The sequence below is a fragment of the Streptomyces olivochromogenes genome (assembly GCF_001514115.1).
GTDB classification, from domain to species: domain Bacteria; phylum Actinomycetota; class Actinomycetes; order Streptomycetales; family Streptomycetaceae; genus Streptomyces; species Streptomyces olivochromogenes.
Window position 1 is genome coordinate 480,355 of sequence record NZ_KQ948451.1, and the last position, 20,702, is coordinate 501,056.

The 20,702-nt window shown below is 70.7% G+C and carries 16 protein-coding genes; 14 read left to right on the top strand and 2 right to left on the bottom strand.

The window, feature by feature from the left end:
- Positions 1 to 121: 121 nt before the first annotated feature.
- The 11 genes from AQJ27_RS02235 (at position 122) to AQJ27_RS02285 (ending at position 12,687) form a co-directional block, all read left to right on the top strand.
- On the top strand, positions 122 to 1,696 hold the full coding sequence (locus AQJ27_RS02235; protein WP_067360752.1) for an ABC transporter substrate-binding protein: 1,575 nt from the start codon (positions 122 to 124) through the stop codon (positions 1,694 to 1,696).
- Positions 1,697 to 1,741: 45 nt separating this feature from the next.
- Entirely contained in the window at positions 1,742 to 2,773 is a 1,032-nt protein-coding gene (locus AQJ27_RS02240) for an ABC transporter permease (protein ID WP_067360755.1), read from the top strand.
- Positions 2,774 to 2,775: 2 nt separating this feature from the next.
- Positions 2,776 to 3,687, top strand: coding sequence for an ABC transporter permease (locus AQJ27_RS02245; protein ID WP_067360757.1), 912 nt, complete (start codon positions 2,776 to 2,778; stop codon positions 3,685 to 3,687).
- Positions 3,687 to 4,631: an ABC transporter ATP-binding protein gene (locus tag AQJ27_RS02250; RefSeq protein ID WP_067360760.1), complete on the top strand. Its 945-nt coding sequence runs from the start codon at positions 3,687 to 3,689 to the stop codon at positions 4,629 to 4,631. The genes AQJ27_RS02245 and AQJ27_RS02250 overlap by 1 nt, the downstream gene beginning before the upstream one ends.
- The gene (locus tag AQJ27_RS02255) at positions 4,628 to 5,476 is read left to right on the top strand and encodes an ABC transporter ATP-binding protein (RefSeq protein ID WP_067360763.1); all 849 of its coding nucleotides are present in this window, start codon (positions 4,628 to 4,630) and stop codon (positions 5,474 to 5,476) included. Before AQJ27_RS02250 ends, AQJ27_RS02255 begins: the two co-directional genes overlap by 4 nt.
- A gap of 34 nt (positions 5,477 to 5,510) precedes the next feature.
- Complete coding sequence (locus AQJ27_RS02260) at positions 5,511 to 6,851, top strand: LLM class flavin-dependent oxidoreductase (protein WP_067360766.1); 1,341 nt, start codon at positions 5,511 to 5,513, stop codon at positions 6,849 to 6,851.
- 116 nt (positions 6,852 to 6,967) lie between these two features.
- Positions 6,968 to 7,741 (top strand): alpha/beta hydrolase, encoded by a 774-nt coding sequence (locus AQJ27_RS02265; RefSeq protein WP_067360769.1) that lies wholly within the window; start codon positions 6,968 to 6,970, stop codon positions 7,739 to 7,741.
- Positions 7,742 to 7,794: 53 nt separating this feature from the next.
- Entirely contained in the window at positions 7,795 to 8,352 is a 558-nt protein-coding gene (gene ssuE / locus AQJ27_RS02270) for an NADPH-dependent FMN reductase (protein WP_067360772.1), read from the top strand.
- Positions 8,353 to 8,871: 519 nt separating this feature from the next.
- Positions 8,872 to 10,263: a serine/threonine-protein kinase gene (locus tag AQJ27_RS02275; RefSeq protein ID WP_067360775.1), complete on the top strand. Its 1,392-nt coding sequence runs from the start codon at positions 8,872 to 8,874 to the stop codon at positions 10,261 to 10,263.
- 225 nt (positions 10,264 to 10,488) lie between these two features.
- Positions 10,489 to 11,226 (top strand): DUF4232 domain-containing protein, encoded by a 738-nt coding sequence (locus AQJ27_RS02280; RefSeq protein WP_067360778.1) that lies wholly within the window; start codon positions 10,489 to 10,491, stop codon positions 11,224 to 11,226.
- A gap of 207 nt (positions 11,227 to 11,433) precedes the next feature.
- Complete coding sequence (locus AQJ27_RS02285; RefSeq protein WP_067360781.1) at positions 11,434 to 12,687, top strand: polysaccharide deacetylase family protein; 1,254 nt, start codon at positions 11,434 to 11,436, stop codon at positions 12,685 to 12,687.
- A 104-nt stretch (positions 12,688 to 12,791) separates the two neighbouring features.
- Here the strand turns inward: AQJ27_RS02285 and AQJ27_RS02290 are convergent, their stop codons facing one another.
- Positions 12,792 to 14,741, bottom strand: coding sequence for a ricin-type beta-trefoil lectin domain protein (locus AQJ27_RS02290; RefSeq protein WP_067360784.1), 1,950 nt, complete (start codon positions 14,739 to 14,741; stop codon positions 12,792 to 12,794).
- Positions 14,742 to 15,245: 504 nt separating this feature from the next.
- Here AQJ27_RS02290 and AQJ27_RS02295 point away from each other — a divergent pair.
- Positions 15,246 to 17,108: a glycoside hydrolase family 9 protein gene (locus AQJ27_RS02295; RefSeq protein WP_067360787.1), complete on the top strand. Its 1,863-nt coding sequence runs from the start codon at positions 15,246 to 15,248 to the stop codon at positions 17,106 to 17,108.
- Here AQJ27_RS02295 and AQJ27_RS02300 read toward each other — a convergent pair.
- A complete protein-coding gene (locus tag AQJ27_RS02300; protein WP_067360790.1) occupies positions 17,095 to 18,063 on the bottom strand; it encodes an aldo/keto reductase in 969 nt (322 codons plus the stop codon). The two genes, AQJ27_RS02295 and AQJ27_RS02300, sit on opposite strands and share 14 nt — an antisense overlap.
- 342 nt (positions 18,064 to 18,405) lie before the next feature.
- Between AQJ27_RS02300 and AQJ27_RS02305 the strand changes: the two genes are divergently transcribed.
- Positions 18,406 to 19,308 (top strand): SDR family oxidoreductase, encoded by a 903-nt coding sequence (locus tag AQJ27_RS02305; RefSeq protein ID WP_067360794.1) that lies wholly within the window; start codon positions 18,406 to 18,408, stop codon positions 19,306 to 19,308.
- 161 nt (positions 19,309 to 19,469) lie between these two features.
- Complete coding sequence (locus tag AQJ27_RS02310; RefSeq protein WP_096239659.1) at positions 19,470 to 20,684, top strand: glycosyltransferase family 39 protein; 1,215 nt, start codon at positions 19,470 to 19,472, stop codon at positions 20,682 to 20,684.
- Positions 20,685 to 20,702 lie beyond the last annotated feature (18 nt).

Genomic DNA, 20,702 nt, shown 5'->3' on the forward strand with positions numbered 1-20,702 from the left:
GGAGCACGCACCGGCATGCCCATCCAGGCTTGAACAGGCGTCCGGCGCCGGGGCGAACCGCCCGCGCTCCCGATCCGCCGCGCCCTGACACGGGTCGGAGCCTTCGAAGAAAGACAAGAAGATGCCCGGACGCCTCACTCCCCGCAGCCCCAGACAGAACCTTCGCTCCGCCCGTCGCCCCGGCCGGCTGCGCACCGCGGCCCTGGGGACCGCCCTCCTCACCGTGCTCGTCCCCACCCTCAGCGCCTGCGGCGGCGACGCCTCGTCAGCCGGCGGCAGCGCCACGCTGAAGTGGACCTCCTCCTACTTCCCCACCCACTGGGACCCGGTCGTCAGCGGCAGCGGCGCCCAGTTCCGCGAACTCTCCCTGGTGTACGCCTCGTTGACCCGTACCGACGCGAGCGGTAAGGCCGTCCCGGACCTGGCCAAGAGCTGGGAGTACAACGCCAAGGGCGACCGGATCACGTTCCATCTGCGGCCGAACCTGAAGTTCAGCGACGGTGAGCCGGTCGACGCGGCAGCGGTGAAGGCCGCCATCGAGCGGGCCCAGAAGCAGAAGAACTCCGCGCTCTTCGGCGACCTCACCTCGATCAAGTCGGTGGACGCCAACGGGCTGGACGCGGTGCTCCACCTCAGCCAGGCCGACTTCCAGATCCCCCAACTGCTCGGTGAGCGCGTCCTGCAGATCGCCAGCCCCAAGGCGGCCAAGTCCCCGGCCAAGTTGGACCAGAGCCCGGTCGGCGCGGGCCCGTTCACTGTCACCCAGCTCGTCCCGGGCACCAAGGTCCTGCTGAAGAAGAACCCGGACTACTGGGACGCCAAGGACATCCACATCGACAACGTCGAACTGACCTCGGCCCCCGACGCCTCGACGGTCGTCTCCGGGCTCCAGACCGGCGTCTACAACTTCGCCGACATCAAGCCCAGTCAGGCCGAGGCCGCCAAGAAGGCCGGCCTCGATGTGTTCGTCCAGCCCGGCTTCAACGCCAACAACCTGAGCCTGAACGTCAACAAGGCTCCGTTCAACAATGACAAGGTCGTCGACGCGGTCCGCCACGCGATCAACCGCCAGGAGTTCGTGGACAAGCTGACCTTCGGCTACGGCTCGGCGACCAACCAGCCCTTCCCCAAGGGCTATGTGGCCTACGACCCGCAGTCCGCGAACGGCTACGCCTACGACCCGGCGAAGTCGAAGCAGCTGCTCTCCGAGGCCGGTTACAAGGCGGGTCAGATCAAGCTCAACCTCGTCATCCCGGCGGAGGATCCCCAAGCGGAGATCGTCCAGGCGCAGTTGGCGAAGGTCGGCATCACCGTCACCATCAAGATCGACAAGAACTGGGCCACCCCGTTCTTCGCCAAGGACCTCACCTTCTCGCTCTACGGCACCACGGGTCGTGACTCCGCGGCGCAGACCCTCACCGCGCACTTCGGCCCGAACGGCCCGCTCAACCTCAGCACGCCCTACGAGCCGGCCGGTTTCGAGGCGGCCATCGCCAAGGTCCGCCAGACCCCGCTGGACTCGCCCGACTACGCGAAGGTCCTCCAGGCGGCGACCCGGGCCGGCCTGCAGAGCAAGGCGCTGGTCTTCACCTACTCGCCGCCCAACCTCATCGCCAAGAGCAAGTCCATCTCCGCCCTGCCCAAGAACCCGGCCCACATCGACTGGACCGGTGTGACCATCTCCGGTTCCAACTGACACTCCGTCACATCCCGTGCGGACACTACAGACAGGGGGCAAGCCATGACGACGACGGATGCGCCGGCCACACCACCCGACGTCCGTCACCGGGGCGCCACGACCGGGGCGCGGCGCACGCTGGGCCGCGTCCTGGTCACCCTCGCCCGGTCGATCGCGATCTTCGTGCCCGTGTTCCTGGTCGCGACGTTCGTGACGTTCGCGCTGCGGTCACTGAGCGGGCTCAGCCCGGCGCGAATCCAGCTGGGCGAGGAAGCGACTCCCGAGGCGGTAGCCAGAGTCGAGGCCCAGTGGGGTCTCGACCGGCCCTTCCTGGTCCAGTACGTGGACTGGTTGGGCGGCGTCCTGCACGGGCAGCTCGGTACCAGTTGGACCAACGGGGCCGACATCTCCACCCTCATCGGCCTCGGCCTGGGCGTGAGCCTGTCGGTGGCGACCTTCGCGTTGCTCATCGGCGTCGTCGCGGGCTTCACCCTCGGCACGGTCGCGGCGCTGCGCCGCTCCACGTGGGTCGACCGCGCGATCACGGGCTTCGTCACGGTGATCTCGGTGATGCCGGCCTTCGTCGTCGGCATCGTGCTGGTCGCGGTCTTCGCGGTGGGACTGCACGTGTTCCCGTCCGCCGGTTACGTCCCGGCGGCGCAGGGGTTCGGCCCATGGCTCGCCCACATCACCCTCCCCGCCGTCGCCCTGAGTTTCGACGTCGTCGCCGATGTCGCCCGCCAACTGCGCAGCAGCCTCGTCGCGGCCTACCGCGAGAACTACGTGACGGGCGCGGTGGTGCGGGGGCTGAGCCCACGTCGGATCTTCTTCGGCCATGTGCTGCGCAACGGCCTCGGCCCGGCGCTCGCCACACTCGGCCTGAAGTTCCCCACGCTGGTCGGCGCCTCCGTCGTCACGGAGTGGATCTTCGGCCTGCAGGGCTTCGGCCGGTTCGCCAACGACTCCGCCCAGGCCGGCGACGTACCGGCCGTGCAGGGGGTCCTCGTGGTGTCGATCGTCCTGGTCGTCGCCTTCAACCTGATCGTCAACCTGGTGCTGGCACGTGTGACGCCGGCATCCCAGCGAGGGGTGTGACCATGGTGCGCCGCGTACTCTCCCTCACGTCCGGCCGGATCGCCCTGGTGATCCTGACCGTGATCGCCCTGCTCGCCGTACTCGGGCCGCTCATCGCGCCCGACAATCCACTGGCCACCAGCTCCGACACGCTCGCCGACGCCTCGGGCGCCCACTGGCTCGGCACCGACTACCTCGGCCGCGATGTGCTGAGCCGGCTGCTCGACGGCTCCCGGGTCAGCGTGCTCGGTTCGCTCGAAGTCGCGCTCACGGCACTGGGCGTCGGGGCGATCCCCGGCATCCTGTCGGTGTATTTCGGGCGGGTCTTCGAGTGGATCACCCTCCGGCTGACCGACACACTGGTCGCCCTGCCCTTCCTGCTGTTCGCCGTCGCCGTCGTCGCCTTGCTCGGCAACGGCATCACCCAGGCGATGCTGGTCACGGGCGTGCTGGTGTCCCCGCTGTTCTACCGGGTGGCCCGCGCCGCCACGCTGGCCGTGGCCCGCTCGCCGTACGTGGAGGCGGCGCTCATCTCCGGTGCCTCCATCGGCTGGGTCGTACGCCGCCATGTGTGGGTCAAGGTGCTCCCGCCGATCGCGGTCGCGCTCGCCCAGACCATCGGAGTCGGCCTCGTCATCGTCTCGAGCCTGACCTTCCTGGGGATCGGCGTCCAGCCGCCCGCGCCCACCTGGGGCGGGCTGCTCGCCTCGGACCTCGGCTACCTCACCCAGAAGCCGTGGGCGCCGCTGGTCCCCGCCCTGCTGATCATGGTCACCGTCTGGGCCTGCAACATCCTCGCCGACGCGATCCGCGACGTCTCGGGCGAGGCGGGCCGCGCGCTGGTCAACAGCCGCAAGGCGCGCGCCAACCGCCTGGCCGACACCGACTCCGACGCCCACACCGACGCCGCTCACGTTCACGCAGGAGGTGCGTGATGGCCACTCTCTCCGAGAAGGTCCTCACCGAGGCCGAGAAGGACAGCAGGACCGAGGCCGAGGAGACCGGCAACACCGAGCACGTCCACCCGGCCGACGCTTCGGCACCTGTCCTGTCCGTACGCGACGTACGCATCAGCGACCAGGCCGCCGGCCACGAGATCGTCCACGGCGTCAGCTTCACGCTCACGCCGGGCAAGGCCGTCGGCATCGTCGGCGAGTCCGGCAGCGGAAAGACCCTCACCTGCCGTGCCGCGCTGGGCATCCTGCCCGCCCACTTCGAGGTCACCGGTGGCTCGATCGAGCTCGACGGCAACGACATCTCGGCCCTGACGCCCGCGCGGTGGACGGCCCTGCGGGGCGCCACGATCAGCGCGGTCTTCCAGGACCCGGCGTCCTACCTCAACCCCTCGATCCGCGTGGGCGCGCAGATCGCCGAGGTCGTCCGGGTCAAGAAGGGACTGAAGCGGCGCGAGGCACACCGGCGGGCGATCGAACTCCTGCGAGCCGTACACCTGCGCGACCCGGAGCTGGTCTACGGCCAGTACACCTACGAACTCTCGGGCGGCATGCTCCAACGGGTCCTGATCGCCGCGGCGATCGCCGCCGACCCGCGGATCCTCATCGCCGACGAGGCCACGACCGCGCTCGACGTCACCGTCCAGGCCGAAATCCTCGACCTGCTGGCCGACCTGCGCGAGCGGACCGGGCTGGCCCTCGTCCTCGTCTCCCACGACCTGGCCGTCGTCGCCCAGCTGTGCGACGAGGTCCTCGTCATGCGGCAGGGCGAAGTGGTCGAACAGGGCCCTACCCGCGAGGTGCTCCACCACCCCCGGCACGAGTACACCCGGCTGCTGATCGCCGAGCACGAGCAGTACGGCCTGGACAAGTTCCTCGCCGTGGAGGCCGCGAAGGCCGCCGCCGCCGTAGAGGAGGACGCGTGAGCACCGACCCGTCGCAGAAGGCCGCCGGCCCCGTCCTGGAGGTCAGGGACCTGGAGGTGCACTACGGACCGCGCCGACGACGCCGCCGCGCCCTGCACGGGGTCTCCCTGAGCGTCGCGCCGGGCGAGACCGTCGGCATCATCGGCGAGACCGGTTCGGGCAAGTCGACGCTCGCGCGGGCCGCGCTCGGCCTGGTGCGCGCCTCGGCGGGGTCGATCGTGATCGGCGGCGAGGACGTCAGCGCGTACGGCCATCGCTCGTGGCGCGCCCTGCGCCGCCGCGGAGTGATCCAGTACGTCTTCCAGGACCCCCTGCGCAGCCTCGACCCGGATCTCACGATCGAGGCCTCGCTGGCCGAGCCGCTGCTCATCCAGGGTGTGTCCCGGCAGGAGGCGGCGACACGGGTGCGCGCGTTCCTCTCCCGGGTCCGGCTCTCCGACGACCTGCTCGACCGGCTGCCCGGCGAGCTGTCCGGCGGGCAGCGCCAACGCGTGGCGGTGGCACGGGCGTTGGTCACCGAACCGCGTCTGGTCATCCTCGACGAGCCGGTCAGCGCCCTGGACTCCGCCAACCGCGTCCAGATCCTGCAGATCCTCAAGGAACTCCGCGCCGACGGGGTGGCCCTCGTCTTCATCTCCCACGACCTCGGATCGGTCGCCGGGGTCGCCGACCGCATCGCCGTGCTGTACCGGGGCGAGCTGGTCGAGGCCGGCACCGCCCGTGACGTGATCAGCGAACCCCGGCACCCCTACACACGGCTGCTCGTCCGTTCCGCGCCGACCCTGCACAGCGCCCCGGCCGACCGGGCCGAACGCGAAGCCCTGCGCGCCCTCCTGCACGCCTGAGACTCCCTCACCCCCCGACAGAACAGGAACAGTCATGTCCCGCACGCTCCACCTCGCCCTCCACCCCTACGGTGTCGGCGGTCCGGGCCAGCACGGTCTGTGGAAGGACCCCCGCGTCGCGAAGAACGCCAGCATCGACGTCAACTACTACATCCGGCTGGCACAGGCGGCCGAACACGCCCTGTTCGACGCCCTGTTCATCGTCGACAGCCAGTTCATCAACTCCACCTACCCGGCGCACTATCTCAACCGCCTGGAACCGCTGACCCTGTTGTCGGCCGTCGCCACCCACACCAAGCACCTCGGCCTGGTGGGCACGGCGAGTTCGACGTACAACTCTCCCTTCAACCTCGCCCGCCGCTTCGCCTCGCTCGACCACATCAGCGGCGGGCGGGCCGGCTGGAACGTGGTGACCAGCTTCGACACCGGCACCGCGCGGAACTTCGGACTCGACGAGCACCTCGACTACGCCACCCGCTATGGCCGTGCCCTGGAGTTCGTGCAGGTCGCCCGGGGGCTGTGGGACTCGTACGAGGACGACGCCTTTCCGGCCGACGTCGAGCGGGGCGTCTTCCTCGACCCGGCCAAGCTGCACGAACTCGACCATGCGGGCGAGCACTTCAAGATCGCGGGCCCGCTGAACCTCTCCCGCTCCCCGCAGGGCCAGCCGGTGATCTTCCAGGCCGGGGTGTCCGAGGAGGGGCGTGATCTCGCCGCACAGGTCGCCGAGGGCATCTTCGCGCCCGGGGGCACCCTGGAGCAGGCGCGGGACTACTACGCCGACATCAAGAAGCGCACCGCCGCCTACGGCCGCGACCCCGACCACGTCAAGATCCTCATCCACGGCGGCCCGGTCGTCGCCGCCACCGACGAGGCGGCCCGCCGTCGCGAGCGGGAGATCTTCGAGGAGGACGACGACTTCGACCGCAACCTGGCTCTGCTGGGCCGTTCCTTCGGAGCGTACGACTTCAGCGTGCACGACCTGGACGCGCCCTTCCCGGATGTCGCTCACCTCGCCGAGAAGGGCGGACGCACGGGTGCCGCGCAGCTCATCGAGCGGGCCAGGACCGAGAACCTGACCTTGCGTCAAGTGGCCGAGTCCGTGAACCAGTTCCGTCAGTCGCCGTTCGTCGGGGACCCGCGGACCGTGGCCGACACCATCCAGCGGTGGTTCGACGCCGGCGCTTTCGACGGCATCAACCTCGCCTTCCGCACCGAGGAGGAGCTGACCTACTTCGTCGACGGCGTCGTCCCGATCCTGCAGAAGCGCGGACTGTTCCGCACCGAGTACACGGCCGACACCCTGCGCGGCAACCTCGGTCTGCCCGTCCCCGCCAACCGTCACACCCACGAGCGCCGGCTCGTGAACGACTGAGGACCGCGCCATGACCGAACAGTCGGCGATGGGGCGACTCATCGCGACCGAGGTGGCACCCGCGTCCGGCGGAAAGTCCGCGTCCACGGCCGAGCATGCACCCACAGGAGTGTGAGATGACTGAGTACAGCGACCACCACGGCCCCGACGGCCTCCGTACCCGCGGCACGATCCTCGTGGTTCCCGGGCGGGGCGAGACACGGGCGACCTACGCCCGCTTCGGCAGACGGCTCGCCGCCGACGCCTACCGGGTCCGGGTGATCGACGCCCCGGCCCTCGACCCCGAGGACCCGGCCGCGTCCCTGACCGGCTTCGCCGCCCGGCTCGCCGACGCCGTCGAGGGCACGGCAGCCGAGGACGGTGTCGTACGGCCCCTCGTCCTTGTCGGCGCCGACTCGGGCGCCGCCGCGGTCGCCGCGCTGCTCGGCCGGGCGGAGACGCCCGGTGCTCGGCCCGACGCCGTGGTCCTCGCGGGTCTTCCCGGCCAGGCGTCCGGGACCACCGCCGCCGTCGGCACCTGGGACCAGGAACTCGACGTCCGTACCTCCTGCCCCGCCCACCGGGGCACGCTCACCGAGGACCCCCAGGTGCGGCGCGGATCGCTCGACGACGCGATCCCGGACGCGGTGCTCACCGCGGCCCATGACAGCGGAGCCGCCGTGCCCGTCCTGCTGCTCATCGGCGACGCCGATCCGCTCGCCGACCACGAGGCGCTCGCGCACACGGCGAAGTCACTGCCCCGTGCCCGTCTCTCGGTCGTCCACGGCGCCCACCACGACGTCCTCAACGACCTCCAGCACCGCTCGGTGGCGGCCGAGGTCGTCACCTTCCTGGAAACGCTGCGCAACGAACTGCGGCCGCTGATCACGGTGCGGTCGAGCGCCTGGTGAGCAACCGCCCACCCGCTCGGTACGTCTGAACCCCGATCCCGGAAGGTCCCGTCATGGCCTCGATCCTGTCCGTCTCCGGAAGCCCCTCCCCCACCTCCCGCACCACCCGACTACTGCGTCACCTGGACGACCGGCTCCGCCTCCAGGGCCACGACGTGACCCCGCTGGAGGTGCGCGGCCTCCCCGCGCAGGCGCTGCTCGGCGCCGACTTCCGGCATCCGGCGATCGCCTCCGCCACGGCGCTGTTCGAGCAGGCGGACGGAGTGGTGATCGGCACGCCCGTGTACAAGGCCGCCTACTCGGGCCTGCTCAAGTCGCTGCTCGACCTGCTTCCGCAGTACGCGCTGACCGGCAAGACGGTGCTGCCGCTGGCCACCGGTGGCAGCACGGCCCATGTCCTGGCCATCGACTACGCGTTGCGTCCGGTGCTGAGTTCCATGGGCGCCTCGCACATCGTGCCCGGCTGGTTCACGCTCGACAAGGACGTAACCATCGACGACGACGGCACACTGACCGTCGCGCCCGCTGCCGCCACGGCGCTGGAGCAGGTCACGGACCACTTCTCCGCCGCGCTGGGAGGCCGTACGACCGTACTCGCGCCCACGGGGTGAGCCGCCACCAAGGCCCTGTCGTACGAGCACGCGGCCCGACAGGGCATTGCCTCGGCGCGGCGCTCCGAGGGCCCCTCCAGATCGAGGACACGCTCACCGCCGGCCGGCGTCGCCCGCCCGCCGGTGACCTCCTCCGCGACGACATGGGTGACTCTGCCGCCCGCCACCCGCAGACGGACGAGCGGTCCACCCGCGCCGAGCCGCACCCGGTCGAGCGTCAGCGCGGTCGTCGGGGAGGTCTCCTCCCGGGAGCCTGCGCCGTGCGCCTTACCTCTCTGATCCTCCCCCCGTGCCTCTCTGATCCTCCCCCGTCCCGCGTGCTCGGCGGCTGACGTGACCGGTAGGCTTCAACAGCCCGACCGTTGCCAGGAGCAGCACCCCTCTAGGGACAGCGGCCACAGCGCCGCGCTCGTGGCATCCGCCCCGCCCTGGAGAGCACATGCCCGCTGGTGAACAGATGCCAGGCCATCTCGACCGTGGTCGAACCCACCGGCTCACAGGCTGCACGACGGGTTGTCCATGCTGAGGGATCCCCTCGATCGGATCGGCCGCTACCGTCTGGACCGGCGTCTCGGCGCGGGTGGCTTCGGCGTGGTCTGGCTGGCCCACGACGAGGTGCTCGAGGCCGTCGTCGCCCTGAAGGTACTGTCCGACAACTGGGCCGACCACCTCGACGTCCGCGAACGTTTCCTCTCCGAGGCCCGGCTGCTGCGCAAGGCCGACTCGAACCGGGTCGTCCAGGTCTACGACATCGGTGAACTGCCCGACGGCAGGCCCTACTTCGTCATGGAGTACGCCGACAAAGGCACCCTCGACGACCGGATCGAGGCCGGGCCGCTGCCCATCGCCGAGGCACTGCGCCTGACGGCCCTCGCGGCACGGGCCGCGGCCGCGCTGCACGAGGCCGGGATCGTGCACCGCGACATCAAGCCGTCCAACGTACTGCTGCGCACCTCCTCCGGCGGCGCCGACCGCGTCCTGCTCGCCGACCTCGGGCTCGCCAAGAGCCTGGCGCAGGCTTCCGGACTGACGATGGCGGCCGGTTCCGCGGGCTACACCCCGCCCGAGCAGGCCCAGCCCGGTTCGGGCATCGACGCGCGGGCCGATGTGTACAGCCTCGGCGCCCTGGGCTATCACCTGGTCACGGGGTCGGTCCCCGGACCGCCCGGCAAGGTCGTACGACCCGAACGGCTGCGTACGGATCTGGCCCCGGGCGTGCAGCGGGCGCTGTTGCGCGCCATGGAGCCCGACCGCGAGCGGCGCTGGCCCACGGCGCTGAGCCTGGCCGTGGAGTTGGAACGGCTGGCCGAAGAGGTGTCGATGGGGGCGGTCCGCGTGCCCCGGCGCCGTCGGCGGACCGTGCTGGTGGCCGTGGCCGCCGCGGTCGTGATCGGCGCGGCCGGTGTGACCACCGCGCTCGTGACCCTGCGGTCAGACGCCCCGTCCGTGACGGTCGAGGACGCCTCCGGACAGGTCTCGGTCGAGGTTCCGGGCGGGTGGGGCCGCCAACTGCGCGACTCCGGCTGGAATCCGCGGACCGTGGGCCTGTCGGACACGCACGAACCGGGTCTCGCCGTCGCGGACGACCTGGCGAAGTGGCAGAACCTGCGCTCGGGCGTGGACGGGGTGTTCGTCGGCCTGAGCGAACACGGCGACGTGCGCGACAGGGTCGGGGCGATCGCCCACACCGACTGCCACTACGAGGGCAGTCGCACCTATACGGGCACGCGCTGGCACGGGCTGATCCGCACCTGGAACGCCTGTCCGGGCAGCCATGGCTCGCTCACGGAGGCGGCGCTCACCTCGGCGGGCGGGAACCAGCAGCCACAGCTGTACGTCCAGATCCGCCAGGCCGCCGGCAGCGCCGCGACGACCGACCGGGTACTCGGCTCCATACGGGCCGGAGACTGACGCGCGGGAAGCGAACGAGCCGGAGGCTGACCAGCGGGAAGCCGAACAGCGGCGCCGAGGCCCGCGAGGCCCGGATCACGGTCCCCGTTCCGGGATCCGCGGAAATCGCGCGTCCGGTCCGCGAACCTTTTCGCGTGCCCGAGCATCGGACACTGGTGACGGAGCACAGAGCGCCGTTCGCACGCCGAGTCAGGGCGCGTGCGGTGAATTCCAAGGAGTGTTGACATGGCGACCTTCCGGCCCGGCGACGCGGTTCCCCTCCGCCGCCCGTCCTCCCCCACCCATCGGGCGGCCCTGGTCGCGGGTGTCGCGCTGCTCGGCCTGCTCACGGCCTGCGGCACCGACCACGGCAACGCCAGTCCTCCGCAGAAGCTCTCCGGCACGGCCGAGCCGGCCTCCGGCGACAAGACCACGGACACGACCGGTACGGGCGCCGCCCCGACCGGTTCCCTCACACCCTCGGCAGCGGCCTCGAACTCGTCGTCGACCTCGAACTCGTCCTCTTCCTCGTCCTCGACCGGGAGCGGGAGCGGCTCGTCCGGCAGTACCCGATGCCACACCTCGGAGCTGCGCGCGACGGTCGGCGCCAACGATCCGGGCGCCGGTCAGGAGAACTTCCCCGTCGTCCTCACCAACACTTCCCACCGCACCTGCACCCTGCGCGGCTTCCCCGGGGCGGCGTTCGTCGACGCGTCGGGCAAGCAGCTCGGGCCCGACCCGAGGCGCTCCGCCGATACGCCGACGACGGTCACGCTGGCGCCGGGGCGGAGCGCGTGGGCGGGGCTGACGTTCTCCAATCCGGGCATCAGCGGGGCGAAGACGGCGACGCCCGCCTCACTGATCGTCACACCGCCCGATGAGCGGGACCCGCTCAAGGTGGCGTGGAAGGGGGGCGAGGTACCCGTGTCGGGGAACGCCTCTTCCGTATCCCTGACCGTCGTCCGCGCCGGCAACGGCGCCTGACCCGAGCCGACGTCACCGACCCCGCCCCGCCGTCCGCCCGCGGATCGGCGGGGTTTGTCACGGAACAGCAACACGTACCGATCCCGGCGACCTTTCCCGACGATCCACGCATCACACCGTGTGACGCACCCCGTAGAGCGGCGCGTCACAGGAACGGAAGCTCCCGCCCGCGGGCGGGAGCCGGATCGAGAACATCGGGGGTTCATCATGACCGGCATCTCACGCAGGCGTCTGCTGACCGCGACGGCGTCGGCGGGCGCGCTGGGCGGCCTGGGCGCGCTCACCGCCTGCTCGGCGAACGACTGGTCCGTGGGCAGCAGTGCCAAGGGGGACACGAGCGGCAAGTCCCCCAAGCCGAAGCTGATCGGCGACGGCTCCACCGCCGACACCGGGGCCCAGCCCAAGCAGCCGAAGGCCGAACGGCTGAAGCCGGGCGAGCGCCCGCCGCAGTTCGTGGTCTTCTCCTGGGACGGCGCGGGCGAGCTCAGCAACAAGCTGTTCTCCCGCTTCCGCAAGGTCGCCGCCGACCACGGCGCCTCGATGACGTTCTTCCTCAGCGGCATCTACACACTGCCCGAGTCGAAGAAGCACCTCTACAGCCCGCCGCAGCACCCCGTGGGCGCCTCCGCGATCGGCTACCTCTCCGACCGGCACATCCACTCCACGATCCAGCAGATCCGGTCCGCCTGGCTGGAGGGCCACGAGATCGGCACCCACTTCAACGGCCACTTCTGCGGCGCGGACGGGGTGCGCCGCTGGTCCCCCGCCGAGTGGCGCAGCGAGATCGCGCAGGCGAAGAAGTTCGTCAAGGAGTGGAAGACCAACACCGGCTTCACCGACCTCGAACCGTTCCCCTTCGACTACGAGAAGGAGCTGATCGGCGGCCGCGCCCCGTGTCTGGAGGGCCAGTCCAACCTGCTGCCGACCGCCGCCGCCCTCGGCTGGAAGTACGACGCCAGCAGCCCCGGCGGCCTGCAGATGTGGCCCGGCAAGGTCCAGGGCGGCAGGATCTGGGACTTCCCGCTGCAGTCCATACCCTTCCCCGGCCACTCCTTCCAGGTCCTGTCGATGGACTACAACCTGATGGCCAACCAGTCCCATGCCAACCCGCTCGGGGACAAGTCCATGTACGACGCCTGGCGCGCCCAGGCCCGCGACAGCTACCTCGCCGGCTTCCGCCGCGCCTACGAGAGCAACCGCGCCCCCTTCTTCATCGGCAACCACTTCGAACGCTGGAACGGGGGGATATACATGGACGCGGTCGAGCAGGCCATCGAGCAGATCGCCGGGCACGACGACGTGCGTCTGGTCTCCTTCCGCCAGCTCGTCCAGTGGCTGGAGGCCCAGGACCCGGCCGTCCTGCGCAAGCTGCGCACCCTCAACCCGGGACAGTCGCCCCTCGGCGGCTGGTCGGAGTTCCTGGGCACGGCGGCCTCGCAGTCGGCCACGGCGAGTTCCTGACACCTCCGACGCCGACCGTCACCGCGAACACGACCACCATCGCGAACACGACCGCGGCCGGGCGCGCGTGGCCCGGCCGCGGTCGGTGTGACGTCCAGGACGGGTCAGTGGTGGCCGCCCTGGCCGTCGCCGTGTCCGTAACCGCCGGACCCCCCGTAACCGCCGTACCCGTAATCGCCGTAGCCGCCGTAGCCATCTCCGTAGCCGTACCCGGGATCACCGTACTGTCCGCCCGGTGGCGCGCAGTAGTAGTACGGGGAGCAACTGTGGGCGGGTGAAGAGGGCGCGGGCGTCGAGGGCTCGGCCGAGGGCCGGGGCGACGACTTGGGCACGGTCGCCGAGGGTGACTTCGACGGCTGGGGAGAGGCCTGACCCGACGATGTCCTCGTCTGCCCGGCGGAGTCCCAGTTGACCGCCTCCATCTGGAGCGAGGGCGACGAGGTGTCCATCGTCCAGTGCTGGTCCGACTCCTCCCCCCGGACCTTGAGGACCACGGACGCCTCGCCCTTGGTGGAGGCGGGGGTGAGGACCAGGTCCTGGTTCCAGCGCGGCACCACCATGCCCTGGAGGGTGAAGTCGTAGCGCACGTTCTTGGTGCCCGGTTGCGACGCGCCGGAGCAGGGCGCGAGTTGGACCGAGTAGCCGAGGTGGGAGTCGAGGCAGAGGTCGGGGGCGGCCAGGTCGCGCAGCAGTCCGTCGTCCTCGTACGACCACTCCTGGCTCGCCGTCGAGGAGCACGGCGTGAGCGCGGTCTCCACGCCCTTCACCGGCTTCGTGCCCACGATGCCGATGCACAGCCCGGTCTCGGTGTTGCGCAGCCGGCCGCGCACGCCGCCCTTCGAGGTGTCGCCGGTGCCTATCCAGGACGGATTCGATCCGGGCGCCTTGACCGGGCCCGAACTGGGCGAGCCCGAGGGTCCCGCGCCGTCGGCCAGACCGGGCGCGCCGTCCGAGCTCTGGGTGACCCACAGGACCAGCGGGACCAGGATCATTCCGCTCACGGTCAGCGCGGCCAGCGCGATGTTGTTGCGACGCGGGGCGCGGCGGGAGGAGCGCCGGGGCGCCTTGTGCGTCCGTGGGCGGGAGTCACCGGAAGCACGGCCGCGCGACGCGGGGCGCGGGGGCTCGCCCGGAACGAGGGGCGCGTGGCTGGGGAGGGGAGGGATTCTGTGCGCGGTCGGGACGGTGTCCGGGACTTCGGTCACTTCCACGATCGCGTCGACGCGTCCGGGGCGGGAGTCGAGGTAGGCCGCGGCGCCCCAGCCGAGCAGGGCCTCGGCCAGGGGCAGCGCGAGGTCGCCGTTGAACCGGCTCAACTGGTCGGCGGTGTGACGGCAGTGCGGGCACCGGCCCATGTGCCTGCTCAGATCGGCGTCGAGGCCGAGGCCGCCGCGGCGCAGGGACACATCGAGCATCCGGTGGAAGCGGCGGCACTCCTCCTCCGGGGCCAGTTCGCGGTGGATTTCCAGGCAGCCCTCGCGCAGGCGTTCCCGGGCCCGCCGCAGTTCCACCAGGGCGTCATCGTCACCGATGCCCAACAGCCCTGCGGGTACGGCGAGTTGCTCGGCCTCGACCTCGGTGTGCCAGAGCAGACACCGGGCGAGCTCGGGAAGCCGCTGGAACGCGCGGGACAACTGCCGTCTGTTCTCCGGCGGCAGAAGCCGCGCCATGACCCGGTCACGGCTGTCGGAATCGGCCAGCAATTCGGGATGAAGCATCTCCCGCCGTTGGTCCCCGAGCCATTCGGCGGTCATACGCCGAACGGTGACCAGCAACTGCGGGCGCCAGGCGGCCGTCGGCCCGGTCTGCCGCAGCGATTCACCGAACAGCCGGGTGAAAGCGGCCGTGGTGAGCATTCCGGCGGGACGCACACCGTTGGTACACAGGCGCGCGTAGGCGAAGACCGCTTCCCAGTGGCGGTCGAGGAGTTCCCCGACGGGATGGTGCGCGGGCGTGTTCCCCGAGCTCTTCTTCAGTTCCGCCGCAAGCCGCTCATCCGAAACCTCGAACAAGCGACCGGGCGTTGGGGAATGAGACACCGCTGCGTCAGTCACGTCCGCTTTCCTCCCAAAGGTAACGCAGGAATTAGTCCATACCAATGGGTATGTAGCCCGCCCGACGAAGCGGAGGGGCTACCCATGGGGGGGTTGTTACCGCAATCGCCCTCTCCGGCAGCTCTTTTGAAGCGAGGGGCGCGCGGGCACACCGTGCGCGTACAGAAGGAAGCGAATTGTCTGCACGCCAACAAGGCACACCTTTGCACAGTGCGCCGAGCCGAAACAAGAGATCTCGTCACCTTCCCTTTTCCGTCGCACGCGGACGTATTGACCGAACGTCAGCAGAGGTCTCCACAAAAGAAATTCGGAATCCCCCGCAACCATCGGCGAGCGGTCACACGCAAGCCCCCGACCAGGCCCCCGAAGAGCGGAAAGGCCTTCACCGACCCGTTGACGGCCTGGCATGCCCATGCAATGCTCCATATTGGGAGCGCTCCCATTCTCCGTCGTCCACCTCGCGTGGCCGCGGCACAGGATTCACCTCACCGCTGGGAGCCGCTCATGTCCGCTTTCCCGTTGCCCCGCCGCCGCCAAAGACACCTGACGGCCGCCTTGCTCGCGGGGACATTACTCGTCGGCGGCCTCGCGACCGCCCCCTCCGCGACGGGGCTTGCCACCGCCGCCACGGCGACAACCGCCGTACGGATCAACCAAGTCGGCTATCTGCCGGACGGTCCCAAGCGCGCGACCGTGGTCACCTCCGCCACGGGGCCGCTCACCTGGCGGCTGCGCACCGCCTCGGGCAGGGTGGTCGCCTCGGGGCCGACCGTCGGCCGGGGCACGGACGCGGCCTCCGGGCAGCCGACCCAGGTCGCCGACTTCTCCTCGTACGGACGGACCGGTTCGGGTTACGTCCTGACGGTCGAGGGAACGGTCAGCGATCCCTTCGACATTCGCGCGGATCTCTACGACGGGCTGCGCTCCGACGCGCTGGCCTTCTTCTACCACCAGCGCAGCGGTATACCGATCGAAGCCTCCCTGGTGGGTTCCGCCTATGCGCGGCCCGCCGGGCATCTCGGAGTCGCACCCAATCAGGGCGACACGAACGTGCCCTGTCAGTCCGGGGTGTGCGACTACACGCAGGACGTCAGGGGCGGTTGGTACGACGCGGGAGACCAGGGCAAATACGTCGTGAATGGCGGCATTTCCACCTGGCTGCTCATCAATTCATTCGAACGGGCGAAGAGAGCGGGCACCGCGTCCGCGCTCGGCGACTCGACGCTGCGCGTTCCCGAGCGCGGCAACGGCGTGCCCGACGTCCTGGACGAGGCGCGCTGGGAGCTCGACTTCCTGATGCGGATGCAGGTGCCGGACGGCAGACCGTATGCGGGAATGGCGTTCCACAAAGTCCACGACGCCGCCTGGACCGGGCTGCCGACCCGGCCCGAGCAGGACGCCCAGCCGCGTGAGCTCCACCCGCCGTCCACCGCCGCCACCCTCAACCTGGCGGCGACGGCGGCCCAGTGCGCCCGCGTCTTCCGGCCCTACGACACCGCGTTCGCGAACCGTTGCCTCACCGCCGCCCGCAAGGCCTGGACGGCGGCGCGGGCCAACCCGGCGATGTACGCGCCGGATTCGGACAGCACCGGCGGTGGGGCCTATGGCGACACCCGGGTCACCGACGAGTTCTACTGGGCGGCCGCCGAGTTGTACGCCACGACGGGCGAGCGCGCCTACCGGGACGCGGTGACCTCCTCGCCCTGGCACACCGACGCGAACGCCTTCACGTCCGGCGGCTTCAGCTGGGCCGACACCGCGGCGCTGGGCCGGCTGACGCTGGCGACCGTACGCACCGGGCTGCCCCCGGCCGACCTCCGGCGGGTGCGCGCCTCCGTGACCGCCGCCGCGGACGGCTATCTGTCGACCATGGCCGGGCAGGGATACGCCGTCTCGATCCCCGCCACCGGGTACGTCTGGGGCTCCAACAGCGCGGTCACCGACAACGCGATCGTCATGGCCACCGCCCAGGAACTGACCGGGGACCCGCGCTACCGCGCCGGAGTACTGGAGTCGATGGACTACCTGCTGGGCCGCAACGCCCTGGGCCAGTCGTACGTGACCGGATACGGGGAGCGGTACTCCGACAACCAGCACCACCGCTTCTGGGCGCACCAGTACGACTCCTCGCTGCCGCACCCGCCGGCGGGCTCCCTCGCGGGCGGGCCCAACAGCGGGCTGCAGGACCCGGTCGCGCAGGAGCACCTGCCCGGCTGCGCACCCCAGGCCTGCTACATCGACGACATCGGCTCGTACTCGACGAACGAGGTGGCCGTCAACTGGAACGCGCCGCTGGCGTGGCTGGCCGCCTACGCCGCCGAGGACGACTGCGCGGGCGGCCCCGCGCCGCGCGTCAGTGCCCGCTGATCGAGCGAGGCGTGTACGGCTCCTCCAGCTGTTCGATCTCCTTCTCCGAGAGCTCCACGTCGAGGGCGGCCACCGCGTCGTCGACGTGCCCCACCTTGGTGGCGCCGATGATGGGCGCGGTGACGGTGCTCTGGCGCAGCAGCCAGGCAAGGGCGATCCGGGCACGCGGGACGTCACGCTCGGCGGAGATCCGGGCGACGGCGTCGACGATCTCGCGGTCGCCCGGCTGGTAGAGCCTCTTGCCGTACTCGTCGGTGCGGCTGCGCTCGGTGCTGACGTCCCAGTCACGGGTGAGCCGACCGCGGGCGAGCGGGCTCCAGGGCAGTACGCCGACGCCCTGGTCCGCGCAGAGCGGCAGCATCTCGCGCTCCTCCTCGCGATAGAGGAGGTTGTAGTGGTTCTGCATGGACACGAACCGCGTCCAGCCGTTCAGCCGGGCCGTGTACTGGGCCTTGGAGAACTGCCACGCGTACATCGAACTCGCCCCGATGTAACGGGCCTTGCCCGCCTTCACCACGTCATGGAGGGCCTCCATCGTCTCCTCGACGGGAGTGGCGGGGTCGAAGCGGTGGATCTGGTACAGGTCCACGTAGTCGGTGCCCAGGCGGCGCAGGCTGTTGTCGATCTCCGTCATGACGGCCTTGCGGGACAGGCCACGCGCGTTGGGTCCTTCGTGCATCGCTCCGTTCACCTTGGTGGCGATGACGATCTCGTCGCGGCGCGCGAACTCCGCCAGCGCGCGGCCGACGATCTCCTCGCTCGTGCCGTCGGAGTACACGTTCGCCGTGTCGAAGAAGGTGATCCCGGCGTCCAGCGCGCGACGGATCAGGGGGCGGGCACCCTCGGCGTCGAGCGTCCACTCGTGGGGCCCTCGGTCGGGCAGCCCGAAACTCATGCAGCCCAGGCAGATCCGGGACACGTCCAGGCCCGTCGAACCGAGCTTCACGTACTGCATGTTCACTCCTGCTTTCCGTGGGGTGGAAGGGCTCCCGCCGACCCGGCCGCGGCGAGCCGCCGACAAGAGCTCCGGGAAAGCCATTCCCGATCGCCGTTCGCTTAGTCGCGGGGCCGCGGCGCAGTACTTGCCGCCGAGGAGTTCGTACGACGACGGGCGGGCGCGGGTGGACTGCGTGGCGGCATGGGGGTGTGACACGGTCTGAGCTGTGGTGATGCCTCAGGCGTATCGCCGGATGCGCTACAGGTCTTGGACCTTGAGCACATCCCGCGCGCAGGGTGGAATCACCGCCCTGATGCCGCACCGGGGCGGACCCTGTTCGTCCTGTCGAAGGAATGCACCATGCGCGTATTCGTCACCGGCGCGACCGGATTCATCGGTTCCGCCGTCGTCCGTGAACTCCTCGAAGCGGGGCATCAGGTCGTCGGCCTCGCCCGCTCGGACACCGCCGCCTCGGCGCTGAGGGCCGTCGGCGCCGAGGCGCACCGCGGCTCCCTCGACGATCCGGACAGCCTGCACGAGGGTGCCGCCGCGGCGGACGGCGTCATCCATCTGGCCTTCAACCATGACTTCTCGGACTATGTCGCGAGCGGCAAGCTGGACCTGCGGGCCGTCGGGGCTCTCGGAGCGGCGCTCGAAGGAACCGGCAAGCCCCTCGTGGTGACCTCGGGAACCCTGATGCTCACCATGATGGCGCCGGGTCGCCTCGGGACCGAGGAGATCGCGCCCGATCCCGGGTCGGTGGCACCCCGGATCGCATCGGAGAGCGCGGCCATGGCGCTGGCCGCGCGCGGGGTGCGCGCCTCGGTCGTACGGCTTTCGCCGACCGTGCACGGCGAGGGCGACAAGGGCTTCGTCCCGAGCCTGATCGGCATCGCCCGCGAGAGTGGCGTGTCGGCCTTCGTCGGCGACGGATCGAACCGCTGGCCCGCCGTGCACAGGCTCGATGCGGCGCACCTGTTCCGGCTGGCGGTCGAAGCCGCCCCGGCCGGCTCGATCCTGCACGGGGCCGCCGAAGAGGGCGTGCCCCTGCGCGACATCGCCGAGCTCATCGGCCGCCGGTTGAAGCTGCCGACCGTCGGGATCACCACTGAGGACGCGAGCCGGCGCTTCGGCTTTCTCGCCGCCGCCGTGCCCCTCGACAACCCGACCTCGAGCGTCCTGACCCGGAAGCTGCTCGGATGGCGTCCCGTGCACCCCGCTCTCGTCCCGGACCTCGAAGCAGGCCACTACTTCAACGACTGAGCGAGCCGCTCGAGCGGCTCGAACCCGGCGACCTCATCACCCGTCCGTGCCGGGCCGGGATGCGCGGCCCGGGACCGTCGTGTCCCATGAAGTCAGGATCTTCCCACCGGTGGAACCCCGTCCCCGGCCGTTCCCTCTAGCAGGGCGACGAGGAGGTCGGCATGGAAGACGGCCCCCAGACGGTGAGCGGCAGACCCACGCGGCAGTTCGTGCCCGCGTCGTCTGCCGCCTCGCCCGAGGTGTGGCGATGGCGGGGCGAACTGAAGCGGGCGCTGCCGGCGCTGTGGCTGTTCGCCGCCGCGCGGCTGACGGGTGTGGCCATGGTGACCGCCTGGTCGCTGCACCTGGGCCGGCACCCGCGCAACGTGCTCGGTCTGGAATGGGACGGCGGCTGGTACTGGCACATCGCCCGGTACGGCTACGGCACGATCGTCGCCGCCAAGTCCGGCCACGGGGTCATCTACAACGACCTGGCGTTCTTCCCGCTCTTCCCCGGACTGATCCACGGTCTGAACGCGGTCCTGCCGATCGGCCCGGTCAACGCGGCGCTCGTCATCTCCTGGATCGCCGCCGCCGTGGCGGCCTGGGGCGTGTACGCGGTCGGCGAGCTGCTGCACGGACGGCGGGTCGGCCTGGCGCTCGCGGCACTGTGGGCGCTGCTGCCGCACGCCGTCGTGCTGACCATGGCGTACACCGAGTCCCTCATGACGGCCTTCGCCGCCTGGGCGCTCTACGCGGCGCTGACCCACCGCTGGCTGACCGCCGGAACGCTGGCCGCGCTGGCCGGGCTGTGCCGCCCCAACGGTTTCACCGTGGCCGCCGCCGTCATCGCGGCCGCCGCCGCCCACCTCTGGCAGCGCCGCCGCGACGGGAGACACACCGTCCCGCGCGCCTGGGCGGCCATGCTCCTGGCGCCCGTCGGGTGGCTGGGGTATGTCGCCTGGGTGGGGCTGCGCACACACGACCTGACCGGCTACTTCCGGGTGCAGAGTCTGTGGGGCTCACGGTTCGACTTCGGTCACTACACCGCGCACATGTTCAAGCACCTGATCGTCGGGCACGACACCCTGGTCGTCTATCTCTCCGGCGGAATCGTCCTCGGCTGCGTCCTGCTGTTCGTCCTCGGCGTCCTGGACCGACAGCCGCTGCCGCTTCTCGTGTACTCGGGGATTCTCCTCGTCATCGCCCTCGGTGATGCCCACTTCTTCACGAGCAGGCCCCGACTGCTGCTGCCCGCCTTCCCCCTGCTGCTGCCGTTCGCCCTCTCCCTGGCCCGCGCCCAGCGGCGCACGGTCGTCGTCCTGCTCATCGGCCTGGCCGGTTTCTCCCTCTTCTACGGCACCTATCTGCTGACCGTTTCCCACGAGGCCCTGTGACCACAGGTGCGGCGAGGT